Annotated in this window: 20 protein-coding genes and 2 tRNA genes; 4 read left to right on the forward strand and 18 right to left on the reverse strand. The window is 57.1% G+C overall.

Annotated features, from left to right (window positions below; all coding sequences use genetic code 11):
• Positions 1-9: 9 nt before the first annotated feature.
• The 9 genes from proB to C8265_RS11285 all read right to left on the reverse strand — a co-directional run bounded on the left by proB (position 10) and on the right by C8265_RS11285 (position 7,689).
• A complete protein-coding gene (gene proB / locus C8265_RS11245) occupies positions 10-1,146 on the reverse strand; it encodes a glutamate 5-kinase (protein ID WP_108484100.1) in 1,137 nt (378 codons plus the stop codon).
• A complete protein-coding gene (obgE, locus tag C8265_RS11250) occupies positions 1,134-2,156 on the reverse strand; it encodes a GTPase ObgE (protein WP_108484101.1) in 1,023 nt (340 codons plus the stop codon). Before obgE ends, proB begins: the two co-directional genes overlap by 13 nt.
• Before the next feature lie 68 nt (positions 2,157-2,224).
• Complete coding sequence (locus C8265_RS11255; protein WP_108484102.1) at positions 2,225-3,250, reverse strand: GNAT family N-acetyltransferase; 1,026 nt, start codon at positions 3,248-3,250, stop codon at positions 2,225-2,227.
• 12 nt (positions 3,251-3,262) lie between these two features.
• A complete protein-coding gene (locus C8265_RS11260) occupies positions 3,263-3,802 on the reverse strand; it encodes a GNAT family N-acetyltransferase (protein WP_108484103.1) in 540 nt (179 codons plus the stop codon).
• Positions 3,799-4,404 carry a LysE family translocator gene (locus C8265_RS11265; protein ID WP_108484188.1) on the reverse strand — a complete coding sequence of 202 codons (606 nt, stop codon included), beginning with the start codon at positions 4,402-4,404 and terminating at the stop codon, positions 3,799-3,801. The genes C8265_RS11260 and C8265_RS11265 overlap by 4 nt, the downstream gene beginning before the upstream one ends.
• Positions 4,405-4,537: 133 nt before the next feature.
• The gene (gene rpmA, locus C8265_RS11270) at positions 4,538-4,807 is read right to left on the reverse strand and encodes a 50S ribosomal protein L27 (RefSeq protein ID WP_108484104.1); all 270 of its coding nucleotides are present in this window, start codon (positions 4,805-4,807) and stop codon (positions 4,538-4,540) included.
• 6 nt (positions 4,808-4,813) lie between these two features.
• On the reverse strand, positions 4,814-5,548 hold the full coding sequence (locus C8265_RS11275; RefSeq protein WP_108484105.1) for a 50S ribosomal protein L21: 735 nt from the start codon (positions 5,546-5,548) through the stop codon (positions 4,814-4,816).
• A gap of 165 nt (positions 5,549-5,713) precedes the next feature.
• Positions 5,714-6,811: a hypothetical protein gene (locus C8265_RS11280; RefSeq protein WP_108484106.1), complete on the reverse strand. Its 1,098-nt coding sequence runs from the start codon at positions 6,809-6,811 to the stop codon at positions 5,714-5,716.
• Positions 6,812-6,864: 53 nt separating this feature from the next.
• Positions 6,865-7,689: a DUF2059 domain-containing protein gene (locus tag C8265_RS11285; RefSeq protein WP_164512315.1), complete on the reverse strand. Its 825-nt coding sequence runs from the start codon at positions 7,687-7,689 to the stop codon at positions 6,865-6,867.
• A gap of 169 nt (positions 7,690-7,858) precedes the next feature.
• Between C8265_RS11285 and C8265_RS11290 the strand changes: the two genes are divergently transcribed.
• Positions 7,859-7,948: transfer RNA gene (locus C8265_RS11290), tRNA-Ser, on the forward strand.
• Positions 7,949-8,086: 138 nt separating this feature from the next.
• Positions 8,087-8,464, forward strand: a complete 378-nt coding sequence (locus C8265_RS11295) for a DUF6538 domain-containing protein (RefSeq protein WP_206050332.1) — start codon at positions 8,087-8,089, stop codon at positions 8,462-8,464.
• A 62-nt stretch (positions 8,465-8,526) separates the two neighbouring features.
• On the opposite strand, the gene C8265_RS11300 is transcribed toward C8265_RS11295, so the two are convergent.
• The 3 genes from C8265_RS11300 to C8265_RS11310 all read right to left on the reverse strand — a co-directional run bounded on the left by C8265_RS11300 (position 8,527) and on the right by C8265_RS11310 (position 14,084).
• Positions 8,527-11,922 (reverse strand): DEAD/DEAH box helicase family protein, encoded by a 3,396-nt coding sequence (locus C8265_RS11300; protein WP_108484108.1) that lies wholly within the window; start codon positions 11,920-11,922, stop codon positions 8,527-8,529.
• Complete coding sequence (locus C8265_RS11305; RefSeq protein ID WP_108484109.1) at positions 11,919-13,220, reverse strand: hypothetical protein; 1,302 nt, start codon at positions 13,218-13,220, stop codon at positions 11,919-11,921. The genes C8265_RS11300 and C8265_RS11305 overlap by 4 nt, the downstream gene beginning before the upstream one ends.
• A 93-nt stretch (positions 13,221-13,313) precedes the next feature.
• Positions 13,314-14,084, reverse strand: coding sequence for a restriction endonuclease subunit S (locus tag C8265_RS11310; RefSeq protein WP_108484110.1), 771 nt, complete (start codon positions 14,082-14,084; stop codon positions 13,314-13,316).
• Between the two features lie 637 nt (positions 14,085-14,721).
• Here C8265_RS11310 and C8265_RS11315 point away from each other — a divergent pair.
• Together C8265_RS11315 and C8265_RS11320 are read left to right on the forward strand one after the other, a co-directional pair.
• Complete coding sequence (locus C8265_RS11315) at positions 14,722-14,934, forward strand: hypothetical protein (RefSeq protein ID WP_108484111.1); 213 nt, start codon at positions 14,722-14,724, stop codon at positions 14,932-14,934.
• Between the two features lie 68 nt (positions 14,935-15,002).
• Positions 15,003-15,302, forward strand: a complete 300-nt coding sequence (locus C8265_RS11320; protein ID WP_108484112.1) for a hypothetical protein — start codon at positions 15,003-15,005, stop codon at positions 15,300-15,302.
• 141 nt (positions 15,303-15,443) lie between these two features.
• Here C8265_RS11320 and C8265_RS11325 read toward each other — a convergent pair.
• From C8265_RS11325 to sufC, 6 genes are all read right to left on the reverse strand, one after another.
• Positions 15,444-15,520: transfer RNA gene (locus C8265_RS11325), tRNA-Arg, on the reverse strand.
• 338 nt (positions 15,521-15,858) lie between these two features.
• Positions 15,859-17,079: a cysteine desulfurase gene (locus tag C8265_RS11330; RefSeq protein WP_108484113.1), complete on the reverse strand. Its 1,221-nt coding sequence runs from the start codon at positions 17,077-17,079 to the stop codon at positions 15,859-15,861.
• Positions 17,080-17,082: 3 nt separating this feature from the next.
• On the reverse strand, positions 17,083-17,679 hold the full coding sequence (locus C8265_RS11335; RefSeq protein WP_108484114.1) for a Yip1 family protein: 597 nt from the start codon (positions 17,677-17,679) through the stop codon (positions 17,083-17,085).
• A gap of 2 nt (positions 17,680-17,681) precedes the next feature.
• Positions 17,682-18,170: a YIP1 family protein gene (locus tag C8265_RS11340; protein ID WP_108484115.1), complete on the reverse strand. Its 489-nt coding sequence runs from the start codon at positions 18,168-18,170 to the stop codon at positions 17,682-17,684.
• Between the two features lie 3 nt (positions 18,171-18,173).
• Positions 18,174-19,460, reverse strand: a complete 1,287-nt coding sequence (sufD, locus tag C8265_RS11345) for a Fe-S cluster assembly protein SufD (protein ID WP_108484116.1) — start codon at positions 19,458-19,460, stop codon at positions 18,174-18,176.
• Positions 19,460-20,215 carry a Fe-S cluster assembly ATPase SufC gene (gene sufC / locus C8265_RS11350; protein ID WP_108484189.1) on the reverse strand — a complete coding sequence of 252 codons (756 nt, stop codon included), beginning with the start codon at positions 20,213-20,215 and terminating at the stop codon, positions 19,460-19,462. Before sufC ends, sufD begins: the two co-directional genes overlap by 1 nt.
• Positions 20,216-20,271 lie beyond the last annotated feature (56 nt).

The following is a 20,271-nucleotide window of genomic DNA, read 5'->3' on the forward strand; positions in this document are numbered from 1 at the left end:
AACCAGAAGTCAGAGCGCCATATCATCGCGGTGAATAAGAACCGAACGGCCCGGATACCCAAGCACCGGTTCAATATCACGGCTGTGCCGACCCATGATCGCGCGCGCCTCATCGGCGGTATAGCGGGTAAGACCGGTGCCGATTGCCGCGCCATCGGGCAAGATGATCGAAACCGGATCACCGCGCCCAAACTGGCCCAAAACGTCAACCACGCCCGCGGGCAACAGCGATTTGCCCCGGCTCAACGCACCGGCGGCGCCGGAATCAACGGTGAGGGTTCCGCGGGGCTTCATGGCGGCAATCCAACGTTTGCGGGCAATTTGCGGATCGTCCTGCGCCAAAAACCACGTGGCATTTGCGCCCTGGGCCATCGCGTGCAGCGGGCGATGCGCAAACCCGTCGGTGATCGCCATGGCACATCCGCCGCTTGTGGCGGTGCGTGCGGCCAATAGTTTGGTTTTCATGCCGCCCTTGGACAGGCCCGATCCGGCATCGCCTGCCATCGCTTCGATGTCAGGGGTTATTTTTTCGATCACGTCAAAGCGGCGCGCGGTTGCGTCGGTTTGCGGATTGGCGGAATAAAACCCATCGACATCAGACAGCAGGATCAACCGATCTGCGCCCACCGTCACGGCAATTTGCGCCGCCAATCGGTCATTGTCGCCAAAGCGAATTTCATCGGTCGCGACAGTATCGTTTTCATTCACGATTGGCACCGCCCCCAGCGCCAAAAGCTGTTCAAGCGTCGCGCGGGTGTTCAGATAGCGGCGGCGATCCATGGTATCTTCCAATGTCACCAAAATCTGTGCGGTGATCTGGCCGTGAGGGTGCAGCACTTCTTCGTAGGCGCGGGCCAGGCGGATTTGCCCGACCGCCGCCGCCGCCTGTGATTGTTCAAGTGGCAAAGACCCGTTGCCAAGCCCCAGCACACCGCGCCCCAACGCGATTGAGCCGGACGAGACAAGGATCACATCCGCGCCCTGCGTTTTTAACGCCATCACATCCAGCGCCAGCGCATGCAGCCAATCGCCCCGCAACGCACCGGTGGAGCGATCCACAAGCAGGGCCGACCCGATCTTGACGACGATCCGATGCGCATCTTTCAACGATGCATCGATCCGGCGCGTTTGGGTCAGGGACGCCATGGCGCATCCTCATCCCCGGCCGCGCTGCCCACGACAATTTTGCCCCGCACAGCCCGCAACACTTCGGTCAGCCCTTCACGGCTGACGCCCGACAGCATCATCACCGGGCCTGCCACAGCCTCTAGCGCGGCTTTGGCCTCGGCGCGTTCTTCGTCATCCAGCGCGTCGATCTTGTTCAGCGCGGTGATGCGCGGTTTGTCGGCCAGCGCGCCGCCATATGCCTCAAGTTCATCAATGATGATTTTCCAATCATCTGCCACATCTTCCGATGTGCCGTCCACCAGATGCAGCAGGACCGAGCACCGCTCGACATGGCCCAGAAATGTGACTCCAAGGCCCCGGCCTTCGTGGGCGCCCTCGATCAGGCCGGGAATGTCGGCCATGACAAATTCGGCCCCGTCCACCCCGACAACACCAAGGTTGGGCACCAAGGTGGTGAACGGGTAATCGGCGATTTTGGGCCGCGCGTTCGAACTGGCCGCGAGAAACGTGGATTTGCCTGCATTGGGCATCCCCAACAGCCCGGCATCGGCGATCAGTTTCAGGCGCAACCAGATCGTGCGCTCAATCCCCTCTTGCCCCGGATTGGCCCGGCGCGGCGCCTGATTGGTGGCCGATTTGAAATGCAGGTTGCCAAAACCGCCATTGCCGCCCCGCGCAAGAACAACGCGCTGACCCACCTCGGTGAGATCGGCAATCACGGTTTCTTCGTCTTCGTCCAGAATTTCGGTGCCAACGGGAACACGCAGAACGATATCATCGCCCGAACGGCCGGTGCGTTGTCGCCCCATGCCATGCTGACCCGATTGTGCGAAGAAATGCTGTTGATAGCGAAAATCGATCAGGGTGTTCAACCCTTCGACCGCTTCCACAACCACATCGCCGCCATCGCCGCCATCGCCGCCGTCGGGGCCGCCATATTCGATATATTTTTCACGGCGAAAACTGATCGCGCCGCCGCCGCCGCTGCCGGAGCGGATATAGACTTTGCACAGATCGAGGAATTTCATTGGATTTGCTTTCGCTTGGGTTGGCGCAGGCGATATAGGGTTTCGACCTCTGGCTCAAGAGGGGCGCGTCAGACAGCGCGCAGATCAGAGCGGTTCAGGCAATAGATCGTGGTTGCACATGGACCATCGCGCACCACGGATGTGCCGGTGCTGGCCCGTTGCGGGGTAAACCCGGCATGGCGCAACACCGCGCCGCTGGCGGGGTTGTCATCAAAATGGTCGGCCCAGATGGTTTCAACGTGAAACCGCGCCATGGTGTCGTTCAGAAAATGCACCAACGCCTCTTTTGCATACCCTTGGCCCCAATGGGCAGGGTCGATGAAATACATACAGGTGACTGTGCTGCGCCCTGGCACCTGCCCAATGCCGATCACCCCGATCAGGACGCCCTGTCGGCAAATCGCCGCGCGAAAGCCCAGCCGCCCACGATAGCGCGCCGCCAGCACCCAACGTTGTGCCGCCGATTCCGGCCAGGGCACGGTGATGTTGAACATCATCTGCGCGACACGGGGCTGTCCCGCGATCCGTATCAGCGAGGGCACATCGCCCAGACCCAATTCACGGATCGTCAGGCGCGGCGTGGTCAGGCGATAGGTGCGGCGCGCGTGCCATTCGTCACGGCGCAGCTCCATCACCCGCGACAAGAGAGGTTGATGCAACGCCTTGGCCGTTACCTGTTTCGTGCCCACATACCGAAACCCCTGTTTGATCAGCACCCGCGCCGATCGGTCGTTGCCATCGTAATGGCCCGCCTCAAGAGGCCCCGCCGCCGGGTCAGCGAAATAGGTATCGATCACCGCATCGCAGGCTTCGGTTGCCAGGCCCCGCCCCCAGGCCCCGCGCGCCAGCCAAAAGCCCAGCTCATCACCCACGGAAATACCGCCGATCAATACGTCGTTTTCCCACATAAGCCAGGTTTTGCCCGGCTGCGCCCTGTCGATAAACGCCCGCGCATCGGCCACCCCGTAAGGGTATGGCACCCGCCCCAGCCACCGCACCACATCGTAATTGCCAATGGCATCGGTCAGTGCCGTTGCATCATCGGGGCGTGGCGCGCGCAAGGTCATGCGCGCGGTGGTCAGGGTGGCAAACATGGGGTGGCGGGATCAGTCCAGTTTCAGCGTATAGGTCCAGGTGGGCACCGTGCCGCCCCGTGCCACGCAAAAGGTTTCAGCATCGCCCAGATAGGTAAACCCACAGTTGGTCAGCACCCGCGCCGAGGCTGGATTATCCTGAAACACCGATCCAAACAGCGTACGCGCGCCTTGGGGGCGGGCCGCGATCAGGGCGCGCACCGCTTCCGAGGCAAGGCCCGTGTTCCAGAAGGCCGGGGCAATCCAATAGGTGATTTCCGACTGATCCCGCTCCAACCGCTCAAGCGAAACGATGCCCACAACTTCGGGCAGGCCCGACGCGCTGCCGTCCAGCGCCCAGGTGTCGGTTGTACGCTTTGGATCCTGGGCGCGGGCGATGAACGCCTCGGTCGCGCCGGGGGGCAAGGGATGGGGAATGGTGCGCGATCCGCGCGCCACGCGCTCGTCGCCCTCATACATCGCCAAAAGCCCGGCATCCGACCGGCGCAGGGGCCGCAGAACACAGGTTTCGGCGGCAATCACCACCTGTTCGGGTATCGTTTCCATTTTCATATTGCCCCTCCTCCGAACAACACAAACAGGACGCTGAGCACCGTCAGGGCGGCCAGGGTCCACATTAACACACGCTCTGCTGGCGTGCCGGCAATCCAACGTGCAATCATCGCACCCCCGAGTGTCCACAAAGGATGTAACAGAATCTGGACCACAAGAAGGCAGATGGCAATTAAAGCAGTCGCTTGCAAGGTCTGCGTGCCGGGTGTCGTGAATGCCGTGAACCCGGTGGCGATCATTCCCCACGCTTTCGGATTCAACGGATGCACGATCAGACCAGCGCCAAAACCGGGCACCTTCGCGCCCGCCTCTGGCGTGTTCAGACGCATGTTTGCAACCCGCCACGCCAACCAACAGATATAGCCGGCGCTGATATATTTCAGCACCACAAACGCCAAAGGATACACCGCCGCCACCGACATCAGCCCGAAACCGATGGGCCAGATGATCAACTGTTTGCCCAACACCACGCCGGCCACAAATGGCACCGCCGCGCGCAGGCCAAATCCGGCCCCCGTGGTCATCAGCGCCATGTTGGCCGGGCCGGGTGTGCCCACCTGACTGACCGCAAAGGCAAGAAATGGCACAACGGCCACGCTCACCCGGGCCACCGCCGGGGAATGGTTGATCGTGTCACAGACGGTCTCCTCCCAAAGGGTCTGTTGATCGGGGCGCAAATGAAAAGGGGACCGGCGCTGTGCCGATCCCCCTGATATCTACGCTTGGGCGTTCGGTCTATTCAGCGGCCTCTGCCACGGGCAGAACCGAAATAAAGGTGCGCTGTTTCAGACCTTTGTGAAAGGTCACTTTGCCCTCGGCAGTTGCAAAGATCGTGTGATCGCGCCCCATGCCAACACCTTCGCCGGGCCACATTTTCGTGCCGCGCTGACGCATGATGATGTTACCGGGAATGACAGATTCGCCACCAAATTTCTTTACACCCAAACGACGTCCCGCGGAGTCGCGGCCGTTGCGGGATGAACCACCTGCTTTTTTGTGTGCCATGGGGTCTTACTCCTTTTCAGCGGCGAATTCGGTGGCCTGAGCCAACCAACCATCGCGTTCGATGCGGCCTTTGAATGACAGCTGCTCATCCATATAGGCGATTTCTTCGGTGTTCCAAGCTGCAATCTGATCAAAGTGGAACACGCCGTTTTCGTTCAGCAACTCTTCCAGCTTCGGTCCGACGCCCGAAATCTTCTTCAGATCGTCAGCGCCGCCATCACGGGCCGCGTCCAACAGGTTTGCGGGCTTTGAACCTGCAACTTCTGTGTCGGCCTTGGCAGGCTTTGCAACCTTGGCGGCTTTTGCCTTTGCGGGTTTCGCGGTGCGATCCTGCTCGGGCTTGGCGGGCTTGTTCTTGGCCGGGCTCAACGCGACAAGTGCGGCGGCCGACAAAGAACCGGTGCCGATGGCGGCCTTGACGCCGGATTTATCGGCGCCTGATTCTAGGATATCACCAATCCGTACCAAAGTCAGCTTTTGACGGTGCCCCTTGGTGCGCTGGCTGCCGTGCTTACGACGACGTTTCACAAAGTGAATCAGCTTTTCGCCTTTGATCTGGTCGATCACTTCGGCCTGTACGCCCGCGCCCTCGATCAGGGGGGTGCCAACAGTGCCATTGACCATCAGAACTTCGTTGAATTGGATGGTTTCACCCGCTTCTGCCGCCAAACGCTCCAGGCGCAGCACATCGCCGCTTTGAACCCGATATTGTTTGCCGCCGGTTTTCAGTACCGCGAACATCGCTTATTCCTTCATGTTTCGCGCCCTATGGCCCCCATTTCTGGGCGTTTGCGGGGTTTCCCGCCTCGGACAGCGCGCCCCATTGGGACGATTCCAAATAAAATTACGCCAAACGGCCACCCGGGCTGTCAGCGTGGGTTCGATTTATACCATACAGCCCCCGAGTCAACCCACGTTTGCGACACCCAAAAACCGCTCGACCTGATCGGCGGCACAGTCAAGGTTGGCGTCAATCGAGCCCAGTTCCGTCAACAATGATGCTGCCTCGGCCATCGGATCGGCACAATCGAGATAGGCAAGAAAATCGTCAATCGTTCTGATTTGCCGCAGATCCGCCAGATCGGGCCAGGTATTGTCAATCATCGCCACCGGCCGTTCAACGCTAAGGGCATCCCAAACCACCGTTGATGGATGGCTGATCACCCGGTCCATATAGGGCAATATATCGTGGATACCGGCAAATTTCATGAACCCGTCATGGCGTTTGGAGACGATGACATTCTCCAATCCCTGAACAAGAGTTTCAGTCGCATCGCCAAGCGCAGTCAGCCCTTTGCCCCGATGACTGCGCAGCACGAACAATGTATCGGCGCGCGCCTCGAACACCTGCCGCCATTGGGCGAATGAACGGCGCATGGCAGCGTCATCATAATTCAACGCCTCAAACCCGTAATTGTGACAGATCAGCACCCGCTGGCGATAGGATGAAAACTGTTTAACCAACGGATCGGGCAAGGGGCGTGCCGCCAGGCGATTGGTTTTGGTCGGTCCGCACAATGACACGATGGCGCCGGGCGCGGTGTTATAAAGCGTGCCCTGCCCTTGCTTTGCCCGCTGATCCCACACCAACATCAGATCGGCGGCAAATTGAAACACCTTGCCGTCATGTGCATAGTTCAGCCCGTGCTGTTTCATCCCGTGCTGAACAAACAGGATCGACGCCGGGCCCTTGATCATCCACCGATCGCGCGGACGTGTCCGTTTGCCATAGGCAATCGGGTCGGAATGGGTCAGCACCGCATCGGCTGCCCGGATCGCGCGGCGCGCGCCCAGTTCCAGCCGCAGCACCGACACATCACGGTGCGCCATTCCCGCCCGATCAAACGCTTGAACCACCCGCGGTTCAGTCTGCCGCAGCCGTGGCCCCAACCACGTTTCGGTGCCAACCCGCCCCCGTTGATGCAACCGCTCAATCAACGGAAAACATGAATCAAAGCCCGCAAGATGGGGCAAAATCGTCAGAACCACGGGTTTGTCAGGCATCAAAATTCAACTCATCTTGGTTTCAGCGGTCGTTCCCGGCAATGTCAGACCGCTTACAGATCCTCACCGATGATGAATTGCGCCGCGCCCTGCCCCAACCCTTGGGAAATCGTCGTATACATCGTATCGAACGCACCGAAAATCGCCCGGTTCAACGCCTTGCCCTCTTCGGTTTCTGACAGGGCGCTGTACACGGCAATGTCATCATCGCTCAGCGGTTGATAGGCCAGCCCAAGATAGGAATAGACCCAATCAATCGTATCGGCCCGGATATCAGGCTCTTGCGCCCAGACATCATTCAATATCGAATCTTCGGTCATCTCTTGCGGGAACGCCCCGCCATCCATCAACCCAATGTAGAACGCGTAATTGGCGTTCATCGCCCCCACCACATTGGATTCGATCAGATCATTGGCAGCGATGAATGTGCCCAGAACCTCAAGCCGATGATCGCCCTCCTGGCGCATGTCGTTCAACCGTTCCTTTGCGGCGTCCTCGACATCCTTGGCCATCATGGCGCGGCGCGCCTCCAATTCCAGACGCACGATGCGCGCGCCCCGGTCCGATTGGAAAAACGTCAATAGCGGGTCCAGCTCGGTGTCGCCCAACAAGGCATCGAACCGGTCGATCACAACGTCATGCATCGCTTCCTTGTCATACAGCCGCGTGACCAGCGCAGGCCAGGCCGCGCCGCCGCGCCCCGGAAACAGTTCGGAGCGCAACTCTTCGCCATAAGCCACACCTTCGCTTTGCATGATCGATATGACATCTTCCATCAGCATCGCATCATACAGCGCCCGCACCTCGCTGCGGGTTTCGCCCTGGACGGGCGACAGGGACACAACCGTCAGGGCAAGGGCGTACAGCATCGGGCGCATGGAACTCTCCAGATAAAAGCGAGGCATAGCCCAAAACTATGCCCGCCCCGCCCCGCTGCCAAGGGCCGACGCCGCGCAAAATCAATAAACCACACCACATTGGCACATTTTCGATCACAAACCTGTTGCACCCGCCGCCACACCGCATTATGCCCCCCTCAGCGATCACGGAGAGGTGCCGGAGTGGTCGAACGGGGCGGTCTCGAAAACCGTTGAGGGTGCAAGCCTTCCCAGGGTTCGAATCCCTGTCTCTCCGCCAATAAGCCCATCCACTTTCAAACGTAAGTCACTGTTTTTCAATGATACGGGAGAAATGGCTGCGTCTCGGTGAGTTTTCTGCTATACATTTTGCTATACAATCTGCAATACATTTTCCCAAGCATGCATGGGGACATCTATGGCGATCACGACACGCAAAGGCTCGAGAAAGGGAACCCTTTATCTCTATAAACGCGTCCCTAAACGCTATGCCTCGGTGGAGCCGCGCACGTTTGTGTGGCTAAGCCTGCACACAGATTCCCCATCCGAAGCGAAATCCAAAGAAACCTCTACATGGGATCAGATGGTGTCAGCTTGGGAGGCCAAGCTGGCCGGAGATACAAGCGATGCCGAGCAGCGCTTCCATGCGGCGCGTGACCTCGCAGAAGCGCGTGGGTTTCGATACCTCCCTGTCGAGAAAGTCGCCGAGCTGCCATTTGAAGAACTGCGCGATAGGTTTGCGGCGATATCCGGGTTCAAGGATCGGGATCTTACTTCGAGCTTCTGCATCCGCTGAGCGACGGAGACAGAGCGCACGCCGGATAAGTGGCAGCAACATGCGCAACGTTGAATCAGAGCCTAAGCCGCTGCAACTTGGTTCAGCTGTTCCACCACTCGAATAATCTCGGCACTCTGCTCTTTGGAGAATAGGCCCGCCAGTCCGAGATCGTTGATATCCGTAAAAGGGCTTTCGTAGAACAAGCGAGGCTCGACAGTGCCGGTTTCCGTCAGATAGTCGATTATCGTGTTAATGAATTCGGTTTGGTCCGCATTCAAATTCTGTGACACCACGATCTCCGAGAACGCGTCCTTTGCTGCGGCGCGATCGAGGCCAATCAACTGCCGAAGAAATAGGCCAAGCCCACCCTCATTTTGAAGGGCTGTGAGGCTTTCGGTATCGATGACACCGGCGCCCAAAATCATCCCCTCGAGTTCAGCGATATCCTTTAACGTTACCGGCACCGCCCGTTTGATTTTTTGCAGGGCGATGTGATCAGTATGCTCATCGATGAACCTGCGCATCTTCATTTTGAAGCGCGCTTTATCGATGCCACCGCCAACGTCAGGGAGATCGATAGTATCGCCTGCCCCGATTTCGTCCTCAAAGTCAGTGATCACGATTTTCCGGTCTATCGGCTTGATCAGATCCGCCAAGTTTCTAAGGTGCTTGCGGATCAACTCGAGGCTCTCGACAGTAATATCCTTCCAGAATTCGTCCGTTTGGATGTCGAGGATCAATTCCAGTTCAAGTGCAACTGCCGGGACATTTGACAGGCTTTCCAGTGCCGATGCGAATTTGATGATCCGAGCTTGAAGCGAGGCAAAGCCGGTTTCTTCCCGTAGCAAACAAAGCTGCGAGTTGAGCAGGAGAAGGTCGAATTGCTTCGCCGCCAAACCGTCATCTTGAAAGGCCGATGGAAGTCCAGCCACGTCATTCTCGAGTGAGATACGTGCATCGAGATCCAATGTGGCCCAATTTGCTTCATCCTTGAATCTCTCAACTGCCCGTCTTTTGCCGCGGACGATGAAATTGTCGAGATTCATCCCTCTGACTTCATCCAGCAAGCGGTCCTTCAAACCGGACAGTAAGTCATCATGGCCCTCTCCCGCATCTTGAAGTTCACCGATCAATTCGACACGCGTGGTAAAGAGGCGCACACCCATTGGACGTGCCAGTGGCCCATCAATCGCCTTCGGGTTTTCTCGAAAGAACTCAAGGCTCTGACAGAAGTCGAAGATCAGGAATTCTTCTTTATCTTCATCAGGCCCAAAGAGATCCTGACGCAGACGTGTGCCGCGCCCCACCATCTGCCAGAACTTGGTTTTCGACCTCACGATCTTGAAGAACACCAGATTGACCACCTCGGGGATATCGATCCCAGTGTCCAGCATGTCCACTGAAACAGCGATATGCGGTGCTTTTTCGGCTTCACAAAAGTCATCGATCAGCGACTGTGCATAGGTGACGCTATAGTCGATAAGTTGCGCGAATTTGCCTTGGTAGTGCGGATAGTTGGCGTTGAATCGCTCGACGATGAAATGTGCATGGGCACTGTTTTTGGCAAAAATAATGGTTTTTCCCAAGCGGTCACCACCGGCCACCTTGATGCCGTTGCGCATGACGTGTTCGAGGACTTTGTCCACGGTGTCCATATTGAACAGCCATTTGTTTAGATCCGCGGATTCGACCCGATCGGGCACATTGCCCACTTCATCCCATTCGAGCGCGTCCCATTCCGCCTTTTCCTCATCAGAAAGTTGGTCGTAAACGATGCCATCGCGCTGGAATTTGAGTGGCACCGAGATTGATCTCGGCGGCACCAGAAAGCCATCGGCCACTGCGTCATCCAGATCATAGGCGTCGGTAGGGACACCCCGCTCCAACTCAAAGAGGGAATAGGTGTCGCGGTCTATTTCGTCACGCGGCGTGGCGGTCAAACCGACCAGCATTCCATCGAAGTAATCAAAGATCGCGCGGTATTTGCGGTAGATCGAGCGGTGGGCCTCATCGACGACGATCAAGTCGAAATGTCCAGGGCCGAAGCGTTTTTCTCCGTCCCTGACATTATCGATCATCCCCATCATAGTCGGATAGGTCGACAGCAGAACCCTTGCACCCGAATGGTCATTCTTGCGAGGGTCGTTGCGCTCCAAGAGGTTTGCAGAGGGGGTTGATGGCAGATGGGTCTTGAAGGCACCATGCGCCTGCTTCACCAATGCGATCCGATCAGCGAGGAACAGCACCCTCCTCACCCAGTTTGCACGTTGGAGCTGGTCGATCAGCGCGATCACGGTCCGCGTCTTGCCGCTGCCGGTCGCCATGACCAGCAGCGATTTGCGCAGCCGGTCCTTTTCAAATGCCTCGCCAACGCGCCGAATTGCGCGCTGCTGGTAAAACCGCCCGGCAATAGCCTCGTCGATGCTAACCTCGCTCAGGGCCTTCCGGGTTTGTCTGCGTTGGTGCAACAGGACCAACTCATCCTTCTTCAAGAAGCCAGAGACCGGACGCGGAGGATACATCTGATCATCCCACAGCCAATGCTCGTAGCCGTTAGTGGTAAAGATCACGGGGCGCCGCCCATACTTCGTCTCAAGACAATCGGCATAGAGCCGCGCTTGGTTCTGGCCGGTGCGCGGATCTTTCTTGGTGCGCTTGGCCTCCACCACGGCGAGCGGCTTGCCGTCATCCCCCCAAAGCACATAGTCGACAAAGCCGTTCCCCTGCTGGTTCGGCATGCCGGTGACGGGAAACTCGCGATCACGGGATTGATCCAGAGGCCAGCCGGATTCCGTCAGCAGCAGATCGATGAAGGCATCGCGTGTGGTGGCTTCGTCATAGTCGTGATCGTCGGGGACGGCTTGGTTGGCACGGCGGGCTTCGGCAACCTCGGCGCGCAGTCTGGCCAGTTCGTCTTCGAGCGCCTGCCGCCCTGCTTCCGAAGCTTTGCGTGCCTCCTCAGCCTCTTCAGCACGTTTGTTGGCGGCTTTGACATCGCCCTCGATCTTCTGGATTTGCGCGACTGTGCTGGCCGTGATGGTGAGAGACTTTTCCAACTTGGCAATGTCGAAAGATAACGCGGGATCGGGCTTGGCCCCTGTCGCATAGGTCCGCGAGATCCAATAGCAGACATGGAACAGCTCACGCACGGTGGCAGCGGCGTCTTGCGGTGTAAGGGGTTTGCCGCTGTCATGGGCGGCGCGGTTGCCCTGATCCTTGATATATTTCGCCTTGGTGGTGATGGCGGGGCCGGTGAGTTCGGTCAGGCTGGGTTCTGCGATCAAGGCCGCCAAGGTTTGATCGTAAGGGTTCCGCAATACCGGATCACGACGATAAAGCCATTTCAGCGCCGTTTCCAATGTTAGACGCGCCCAGAAACACGCGCCGCGCGGATCGGACAGGGCCAGCTTTTCCGCCTTTTCCGCATGTTTAAGAAGGTCGGGGAAATCGGCGGCGAGAAAGGCGAATTGGGTCATTTCGGACCACTGTCCAAGTTGAAACTACCTTGTGATGCGGCAGCTTCGCCTTGCTCGAAGAGTTTGGCCAGATCCTCCTTCTTCATCCCGCCCCTTGCCATGACATCACGCAATGCAGTCATAAAGCTCTCGTCTTTCAAATCCTCAATAGCGATATCTTTATAGACAATGGTAACATCAGGGCCATCCAGCTTTACGATGCGATCGAACAGTTTATCCGCCTCAGAAATGATGCCAGCCCGCAGCTCGTCCTCGGTTGCACCTTCTATGCGTCTCGCAAACCTCGCCGGTGGATTGGCTCTCCAGCGTTCGAGGAATTCGTCAACGAATGACATTCGAAACTGCTCACGTGCATCCTCGAGTCGAGAAGCCAGCGCTTCCTGGTATGCTGCTATGATTGCCTTGAAACGGTCGATCTGATAATCGAATGAGGCACGGTCTTTCCGCAGAATGACACGTCCGCGTTTGGCCATAACGTGTGTCAGGGCTTTTTCTATTTCACCACGCTCTTTCTGAAGAAACTTCTCGTCCACATTCAGTTTTTCGGTCTTTTCGCCGATAGTGATTTCAACATCCAGCTTCCCGATACCCTCAAGCGGTGTGCCGATCCGTCCGGTGATCCTTTCCTTCAGATCGTCACTATCCATTCCAAAAAAATCTTTCGGCAACTCGGCGCGTCTGCGGCTGATTTGATACCCTTTCGCCTTCAACTCTACATATTGAACCCTTGTGATGAAAACATTCAGCTTGCGGGTGAGGTCAACGGGAAGCGGCGGCGTTTCCGTCAGGTCCTGCTGGGTGGCCGCAACACGTGCCGCGCTCAGGCTGTCATTGCCGATTTCGGCTTTCACTGGCTGGCCCTGCGCATCGACCCCTGCTGTTTTTTCAGTCAGCATCTCGGTCACGGCCCCGTCCAGATAGATCCCGTTTGGCTTGGCGTCAGAGGTGGATCCCGCCTCTATGTTTGACGATAACGGGGCGTATATCAATGTGCATTCATCAGAGATGACCAGGCCGATCCTGATGCCTGCCTGTTCCTGTAGGCGAAAGCTCTCTTTTGCGGCTGCCGCACGAATGCGCTCTAACGCGGCGACCTCGCCATATCCCATGCGATACACTTCGGGATCTGCGTCGAGGATGACGGTCAACGACAGATCGGGAAGGTCTGACATCCTTTCAGCCAAGGCGTCAGCCACTGCAATTGAGAAGGCAGGCGCCGCCACGATCAACCGTTGCTCTGCAAACCGGATCAGGTCGATTATGTGATCATCAGAGGCTCCGGTGAATGTTTGCGTCATACTATGCCCTAAAACTCTGATAAACTGGAGAATACTGGTTTCGCTCAGGTTAGATTGGTGTTTTCGCTTTCTCAACCATTGAGTGCGAGGAGGTCAGAGTTCGCCGCGAAAGGCGCGGTGTTGGAGGGAGGCGAAGAGGGATTGCTCTCTCAACTTCGCGGTATTTTGTCGTGCCACTGAGTTTTTCAATTCCGCGATGCTGGCTTCAAATTCTATTTGCCTTTCCAAAGGTGGCAACAAAAGCGGAAGCTTTTTCAACTGGGTTTTGTTTATTGAGGCAATTCCAGTGGTTTGCTTTGCAACACTCAAGAAATAGCGTTTCCCTCGTTGGCTACCGACGAGCCACTGCAAGAAAATTGGGATGATACGCTCATCATTGATACGGACGCGGAAAACATGGTTTTGATGTATGCACTCTGGAATTTCGTCGCTCCACAGGCATCCCCTGCCTAATTTGTCGGGATCACCTCCTTCCGTTAAGAGTAGGTCACCCTGCCGGAGCAGATATCTACCAATTTCCGCCTCGGTTGCTTCTATCTCTTTAACAACGTCCATCTTCAGGCGTTGGTCCTGAACATTCGACACCGCCATGTATGGAACCGCACGCAAAGGCACATTTCCGGTCTTGCGGCCTTTTGTGATGCCGGAAGCAATATCCGCAACATCTTCTAAGTGTTCGTTGTCCGCCCAGCCCATTGAGTTGTGAAAGACATCCCCAAACATCTCATGAAAGATCGCCTGTCCGAGGGTGTTCAGTTTGTCGAGGGCGCGGGTGCGGAGGCGGCGGAGCGCGTCCGCCTGATCCAATATCCCCGCAATCCGCTTCTGCTCCTCCAGCGGCGGGAGGGGGATGGGCAATTCCATAAATGAAGTTCGATCCAAGGACCGCCGCCGCGCTGTGGTCGAACGTAGTTTACCGCCTACCGCCGCCTTGTATCTACCTCTTCCCAGCCACTGTTCCCAGCGTGCGCAATAATGCAAACCCGCGAGTAAATCAGCTGGGCGATGTCGGTATTCTGGACGCGATGCATCGCTGCTTTGGCGGTGAAGATGCTGAGGTCAATAGCGTAGGCATCGAGGTCGCGCACCGTGGAGCGGAGACTGTCAGGACGACGACAATCTTCAGGGGCGGTGTAGTTCGCAAAACTACGGAGCCGACGCCTATTCGCAGGTCATAAAGTTTCCCGATATATCAATGACTTCTAAAATTTCTTCGTGCTTCAAGCGAATTCGTTTTTGAATCCTGATCTCATGCCTAATTCCTCTGTATCGGTTGACGCAACAGCCGATAAGCAGAAAGGAAAGAACATGAGAACAAAGATCATCCTGCCGCCCTCGAGCGAAACTGAAGCCGACGGATACCGGGAGACCGTGGCAGCCTATGAGCTGTCTGGCACTCTGGTTGTGCTGACTGCCACATATCAGGGCGGGAAATTTCTCGCACACACCATTCGCAAGGGAACCATGTCAGCTCTCAAAAGGCGTGTTGGCGAAGCCCCCCATGATCGGCGACGATCTTGACGGACACCCTCTGCACATCGAAAGGCCGGGAAAGGAAGATTTCGTTTTGATCTCAGCGCGGGCATATTCGATGCTGCTGCAGCGGATATACGACCTTGAACAAAATGGGATGACGTCTGCGGAGCGCGAAGCAGAAGAGGAGGAGTTGCTGCGAGCGATGGTCGACGCGGCAAACTCAGGGCCGCTGAACTGAGTTTGCAGAGATTCAATTTTGCCCCACGCGTCAGGTGACTAATTCCCCTTCAGAAATGGAGGTCGGGCATGATGAACGTAATGATGATGAAGGCGGCAGAACTGAACGAGGCGATCCGCGCGGCGGATGATGAGCATTGGCACTATCGAGAACTTTTCGAGATGCGTTGTGAAGAGCGCGACGAAGATATCTCGATGCTTCACTACGACTCTGGCGTATATGATGCAGAGATCAAGGCTCTCTATGAGAAGGCTATCGCTGCTGAGGAACGCCGCGACGAGCTGATGGCGGAGAAGGTTCGTCGCTTCAATCTCTCAAACCACGCACGCCTCACAGAAGCGGCAATACGCGGCGAGCTGCCAGTATGACCTCAAGAACCTACGGCCGCCTGGTTGCCGCTGCACATCATGCCCGCGGCATGCGTCGCCCTGACCTGTTGCTGAGGTTCGCAGTGTGGCGACTGAAGAGGATTGATCCGAAGAATCCCGTATTCATGTGATTTAAAAGTATGGCGATCCCATCAGGATTCGAACCTGAGACCTCTACCTTCGGAGGGTAGCGCTCTATCCAGCTGAGCTATGGGACCGCATTTTCAGCGGTGTATCTGTGCGGTTTCTGTACGATACCGCTACAACCGATCTGATTTCCACTTTAACTTTCAACACCTTGCAACCACACAACCAAGCCTTCGGAGGGCGACACTCTATCCAGCTGAGCTATGAGTCTACTTTTCCCTCTATACTGCCGTCAAAGCCCCTTCGCAACGCCGAATTGCCAATAACACACGAGAGTTTTTCTTGCTTCAAATATCCCCGCCGGAGGCTCCTGCCCCAGCAGCGTGGAAAAACGGCTGTAAATCGCGCTGTGGCGCCCCAAAGGAGGCAAACAAAACATGTCTTGGTGCCGCAAGGCACCTCCGTCAGGTCACGCAAACAAATCGTGACACAGTTCGAGGGCGTCGATCAGCGCGTCAACCTCTTGCGTGGTGTTATACAGACCGAAAGACGCGCGGCAGGTGGCATTCAGGCCCATATGCTCCATCAAAGGGCCGACGCAATGTTGCCCGGCCCGCACGGCGATTCCGCGTTTGTCCAGCACGGTTGAAATGTCATGGGCGTGGCCCGGTCCATCAAGCGTGAAGGAGAAGATCGCGCCTTTGTCCGGCGTCGTGCCTTGCACCTGCACCCAATTCAGGCCCGACAATTTTTCGACTGTATAATCGCGCAACTTGGCCTCGTGGGCGGCGATGTTCTCCATCCCCAAGCCCATCATGTACTCCAGCGCGACACCCAAACCGATCTGTTGCACGATGCCCGGTGTGCCGGCCTCAAATTTCATTGGGGCGTCGTTATATTCAATGGCGTCTTTGCGCACTTCGCGAATCATATCGCCGCCGCCCATGAACGGACGCATTTCGGCCATACGTTCGGCGCGCACATAGATCGCGCCAGACCCGGACGGACCATACAATTTGTGACCCGTGACCGGATAAAAATCACAACCCATATCCTGCACGTCCACCGGACCGTGGACGGCGGCCTGTGATCCATCGACCAATACCGCCACACCCTTTTCCCGCGCCGCCGCGCAAATGGTTTTCACATCCACCCGGGTGCCCAAAACGTTCGACATATGGGTGATCGCCACCAGTTTGGTGCGCGGACCGATGGCATCGATGACCGCCTGCGGATCCAACGCGCCGGTGGCGTCGACATCGACCCATTTCAGCACGACACCCTGACGTTCGCGCAGAAAATGCCAAGGCACGATGTTGGCGTGATGCTCCATCACGCTCAGCACGATCTCATCGCCCGCCTGCATACGCGGCGCTGCCCAGCCATAGGCAACCATGTTGATGCCTTCGGTGGTGCCGGTGTTCATGATGATTTCGTCTTCCGACCCGGCGTTCAGAAACCGCGCCAACGTGCCGCGCACGGCCTCGTATTTGTCGGTCGCGAGGTTGGATAAATAATGCAGCCCACGGTGAACATTCGCGTATTCATGGCCATAGGCCTGTGTGATTGCATCAATCACAACCTGGGGTTTTTGCGCTGATGCACCATTATCAAGGTATATCAACGGCTTGCCATTCACCTGCCGCGACAGGATCGGAAAATCGGCACGCACCTTTTGAACATCATACATGATCTATTGCTCCATTCCTGGCACACCGACCCCGATCAGGGCTAAAATAATCGACAATCCAAAGGCAAATCCAAAACTTGCCACAACGATCATGCCAAAGGTTTTCGCAAGTGACTCAAACCCGTGGATCGCCACAAGAAAATGCGTCAGAAGCCACATGAAAATCACCACCGACAGCATCGCAACCACGCCGCCAAGCGCCGGTAAAACAAACATCAGAACAGTCTGAACCAACTGCAAACACACCATGATGAACTGCAGCCAGATCACCATCACCAACCCGTCCTGAAACCGCCCCGTCCCGCCACAGGCCCGGCCCAACCAGAAGATGATGAACACCATGATCACCAGCAGACAGAACTGGAACAGGCCCATTTGCAGAGGCGGCAGGAAATACAACTGCTCGGCACTTTGGCCCGACAGGCCCAACAAGACCATGCCGGTGATTTCGGTCAGCAGGATCGACAGGATCACAACCAGCGCCAGCGCCTGCCATAGGGTTTGACGACCCAGGTTCAGCGCGATCAGGCGTTCGGTCACCGCGCGGGGCTGTTTCAGCGTTTCAATGGCCAAAGGCAGCAAAGTCGACAGGTTCAGCATTATTATGGCTCCGCTTGCCGCTCAACAGCCCAAAGGCCCGATATCCATATCGCCAAAAAGGCGCCCACTGCAATCACGCCCACGATGTCCATGGCAGGCCCGGCACCGATAAACCCGGCGACCAGCCCCCATAACAACCACAAGGGTGATGCAGCCAGCAAAGCCCAGAAAAGCGCAATCCGCGCCTCATACCAGGTTGCCCGCCCGCCCATGATCTTTGCCACCATATGGCTGATCGCGGCGACACCGTAAAGGATCAGCGGCATCAGAAACAACCACGCCAAAAGAGACGCGCCAAGCAGCATATCGAAATCCTGATCGGTCACGAACGCTTCGCGTGACAAACGCGGCCATTGGGCCACGAAAATAAGCACACAGGCGACCATGACAATCACCAATGCCCGGTCTTCGCGCGGCGCCCCGGCCGAGCGGCGCAAAACCACTTTGCCGGGGCGCCGATAGGACGCCAAAATGTCTTTGGTGACTGACATATCCTAGCGGCGATGCCGGGCCAGCCACGCCTCAAGCCGGGTTGTCATATCCTCGGTCAGGGCCGGATCGTCGATTTCTTCCAGCGCTTCGGCGAGGAAGGACAAGACAAGCAGATCGCGGGCCTCGTCCTTTGGCAATCCGCGCGACCGCAGATAAAACAGCGCGGTGTCGTCGATCGAACCGGTGGTCGACCCGTGCGAACACACGACGTCATCGGCATAAATCTCCAGCTCGGGCTTGGCCAGAAACTGTGCATCATCATCCAGAAGCAATGCTTGCGAGATTTGATAGCCGTCGGTTTTCTGGGCGGGGTTTTTCACCAGGATTTTGCCCTGAAACACGCCTGTCGCACCGTTGCGCAGCACCTTTTTAAACACCTGACGGCTTTCGCAATTCACCGCGTCATGGGTGACGAACACCGTGTCATCATGGTGAAAATCACCATCACCCAAGGCCGCGCCGGCCACATGGGCCACGGCATCATCGCCGGTCAGCTCAATGACGCATTCATTGCGGGTCAGCACGCCATTCACCGTCAGAGTGAACGATTTGAACGTGCTTTCGCGGCCCAGACGGGTGAAGATATGCGTCGCCGCGCGGCGTTCATGATCGCGCCCCTGCACGCGCACATGGTTGAACGTGCCGGTATCGGCCACCTCAACCTCAAGCACGTTGTTGAACCGCGATGCCGCCGGGCCGTTTTCCAGCAGGGTCAGGTTTGCGCCCTGCTCTACTTTGACCAGATGATGCAAGATCGCGTCCGAAGATGTGTCTTCGTGCAGATACACCAACGAAACCGGCCGTGCCGCCTGCCCCGTCACCCGGATCACGATCCCATCGGTGGAAAAGGCGGTGTTCAAGGCCGCCAAAGGCCGCGCCACAGGGGTTTGGCCACGGGATTCAAGCACGCCATACAGATCGCGCGCCCAATGGATATCGGCCTGCGCAGCGGTTTCCAAACGCTCAATCTCAACCCCGGCCAGCGTCAGGTCATCCGAGGCATCAGCATCAAACACACCATCCACAAACACGATTTTCAATTGGTCGATCTCACCGAATACCGGCGATTCATCGCTGTGAAACACCGCCGCATCCGCCGCGTCTGGCGTGTTCAGGGTGTCAGGCGTGGTATAACGCCAGTATTCATCGCGCCGATGGGGCAGACCAATGGTCTGCAACCGGTTCAACGCATCCTTGCGCGCCTCTTGCGCCCATGCGGCGCCGTCCGGCATTGTCAGGGCGGCAATCCGGGCCGCCGTGACATCGGATTTCAATTTGGGCAAAGCCATTACACTGCCTCCGCCAAAAGATCGGCATAGCCGTTGGTTTCAACCTCAATCGCCAACTCGGGGCCGCCGGATTTGATGATTTTGCCATCGGCCATGATATGCACGAAATCCGGTTTGATATGGTCCAAAAGGCGCTGATAGTGGGTGATCACCAGAAACGACCGGCCCTCATTGCGCAGGGCATTCACCCCGTCACTGACCAGTTTCATCGCATCCACATCCAGCCCGGAATCGGTTTCATCCAGAATGCACATTTTCGGCTCAAGCATCGCCATCTGAAGAATCTCGTTGCGCTTTTTCTCACCGCCGGAAAAGCCCACATTGACCGGACGTTTCAGCATGTCAGCGTCGATTTTCAGATCTTTCGCACGGGCGCGAATTTCCTTCAGAAATTCGGTCGCGCTCATCTCGTCCTGGCCGCGCGCCTTGCGCTGTGCGTTCACCGCGGTGCGCAGGAATGTCATGTTGCCAACACCGGGAATTTCAATGGGATACTGAAACGCCAGAAAAAGACCGGCGGCGGCGCGCTCTTCGGGCTCCATGTCCAGAATATCGGCATCTTCCAGTTGGGCTGTTCCTTCGGTCACTTCGTACCCGTCACGCCCCGACAAAACATACGACAACGTTGATTTGCCCGATCCGTTGGGGCCCATGATTGCATGCACCTCACCGGCGCCAATCGACAAATCCACACCCTTGAGGATCTGTTTATCTTCTTCTTCAAGTTTGACGTGCAAGTTCTTGATCTCAAGCATATCTTTCCCCTTCGGTTCGCTTGGCCCCTGGCCATTTATTTTAAAAGTGACCCGCA

The organism is Oceaniglobus ichthyenteri (assembly GCF_003057885.1).
Lineage (GTDB): Bacteria > Pseudomonadota > Alphaproteobacteria > Rhodobacterales > Rhodobacteraceae > Oceaniglobus > Oceaniglobus ichthyenteri.

What these genes read in the sequence shown, in the direction of transcription:
- C8265_RS11280 (WP_108484106.1), bottom strand. Translation starts at nt 6,811, where the DNA reads ATGCCTGACAAACCCGTGGTTCTGACGATTTTGCCCCATCTTGCGGGC.
- C8265_RS11295 (WP_206050332.1), top strand. Translation starts at nt 8,087, where the DNA reads ATGGCGATCACGACACGCAAAGGCTCGAGAAAGGGAACCCTTTATCTC.
- sufC (WP_108484189.1), bottom strand. Translation starts at nt 20,215, where the DNA reads ATGCTTGAGATCAAGAACTTGCACGTCAAACTTGAAGAAGAAGATAAA.
- C8265_RS11275 (WP_108484105.1), bottom strand. Translation starts at nt 5,548, where the DNA reads ATGTTCGCGGTACTGAAAACCGGCGGCAAACAATATCGGGTTCAAAGC.
- rpmA (WP_108484104.1), bottom strand. Translation starts at nt 4,807, where the DNA reads ATGGCACACAAAAAAGCAGGTGGTTCATCCCGCAACGGCCGCGACTCC.
- obgE (WP_108484101.1), bottom strand. Translation starts at nt 2,156, where the DNA reads ATGAAATTCCTCGATCTGTGCAAAGTCTATATCCGCTCCGGCAGCGGC.
- C8265_RS11330 (WP_108484113.1), bottom strand. Translation starts at nt 17,079, where the DNA reads ATGTATGATGTTCAAAAGGTGCGTGCCGATTTTCCGATCCTGTCGCGG.
- C8265_RS11315 (WP_108484111.1), top strand. Translation starts at nt 14,722, where the DNA reads ATGATCGGCGACGATCTTGACGGACACCCTCTGCACATCGAAAGGCCG.
- C8265_RS11335 (WP_108484114.1), bottom strand. Translation starts at nt 17,679, where the DNA reads ATGCTGAACCTGTCGACTTTGCTGCCTTTGGCCATTGAAACGCTGAAA.
- proB (WP_108484100.1), bottom strand. Translation starts at nt 1,146, where the DNA reads ATGGCGTCCCTGACCCAAACGCGCCGGATCGATGCATCGTTGAAAGAT.
- C8265_RS11305 (WP_108484109.1), bottom strand. Translation starts at nt 13,220, where the DNA reads ATGACGCAAACATTCACCGGAGCCTCTGATGATCACATAATCGACCTG.
- C8265_RS11260 (WP_108484103.1), bottom strand. Translation starts at nt 3,802, where the DNA reads ATGAAAATGGAAACGATACCCGAACAGGTGGTGATTGCCGCCGAAACC.
- C8265_RS11320 (WP_108484112.1), top strand. Translation starts at nt 15,003, where the DNA reads ATGATGAACGTAATGATGATGAAGGCGGCAGAACTGAACGAGGCGATC.
- C8265_RS11340 (WP_108484115.1), bottom strand. Translation starts at nt 18,170, where the DNA reads ATGTCAGTCACCAAAGACATTTTGGCGTCCTATCGGCGCCCCGGCAAA.
- C8265_RS11310 (WP_108484110.1), bottom strand. Translation starts at nt 14,084, where the DNA reads ATGGAATTGCCCATCCCCCTCCCGCCGCTGGAGGAGCAGAAGCGGATT.
- C8265_RS11255 (WP_108484102.1), bottom strand. Translation starts at nt 3,250, where the DNA reads ATGTTTGCCACCCTGACCACCGCGCGCATGACCTTGCGCGCGCCACGC.
- sufD (WP_108484116.1), bottom strand. Translation starts at nt 19,460, where the DNA reads ATGGCTTTGCCCAAATTGAAATCCGATGTCACGGCGGCCCGGATTGCC.
- C8265_RS11300 (WP_108484108.1), bottom strand. Translation starts at nt 11,922, where the DNA reads ATGACCCAATTCGCCTTTCTCGCCGCCGATTTCCCCGACCTTCTTAAA.
- C8265_RS11285 (WP_164512315.1), bottom strand. Translation starts at nt 7,689, where the DNA reads ATGCGCCCGATGCTGTACGCCCTTGCCCTGACGGTTGTGTCCCTGTCG.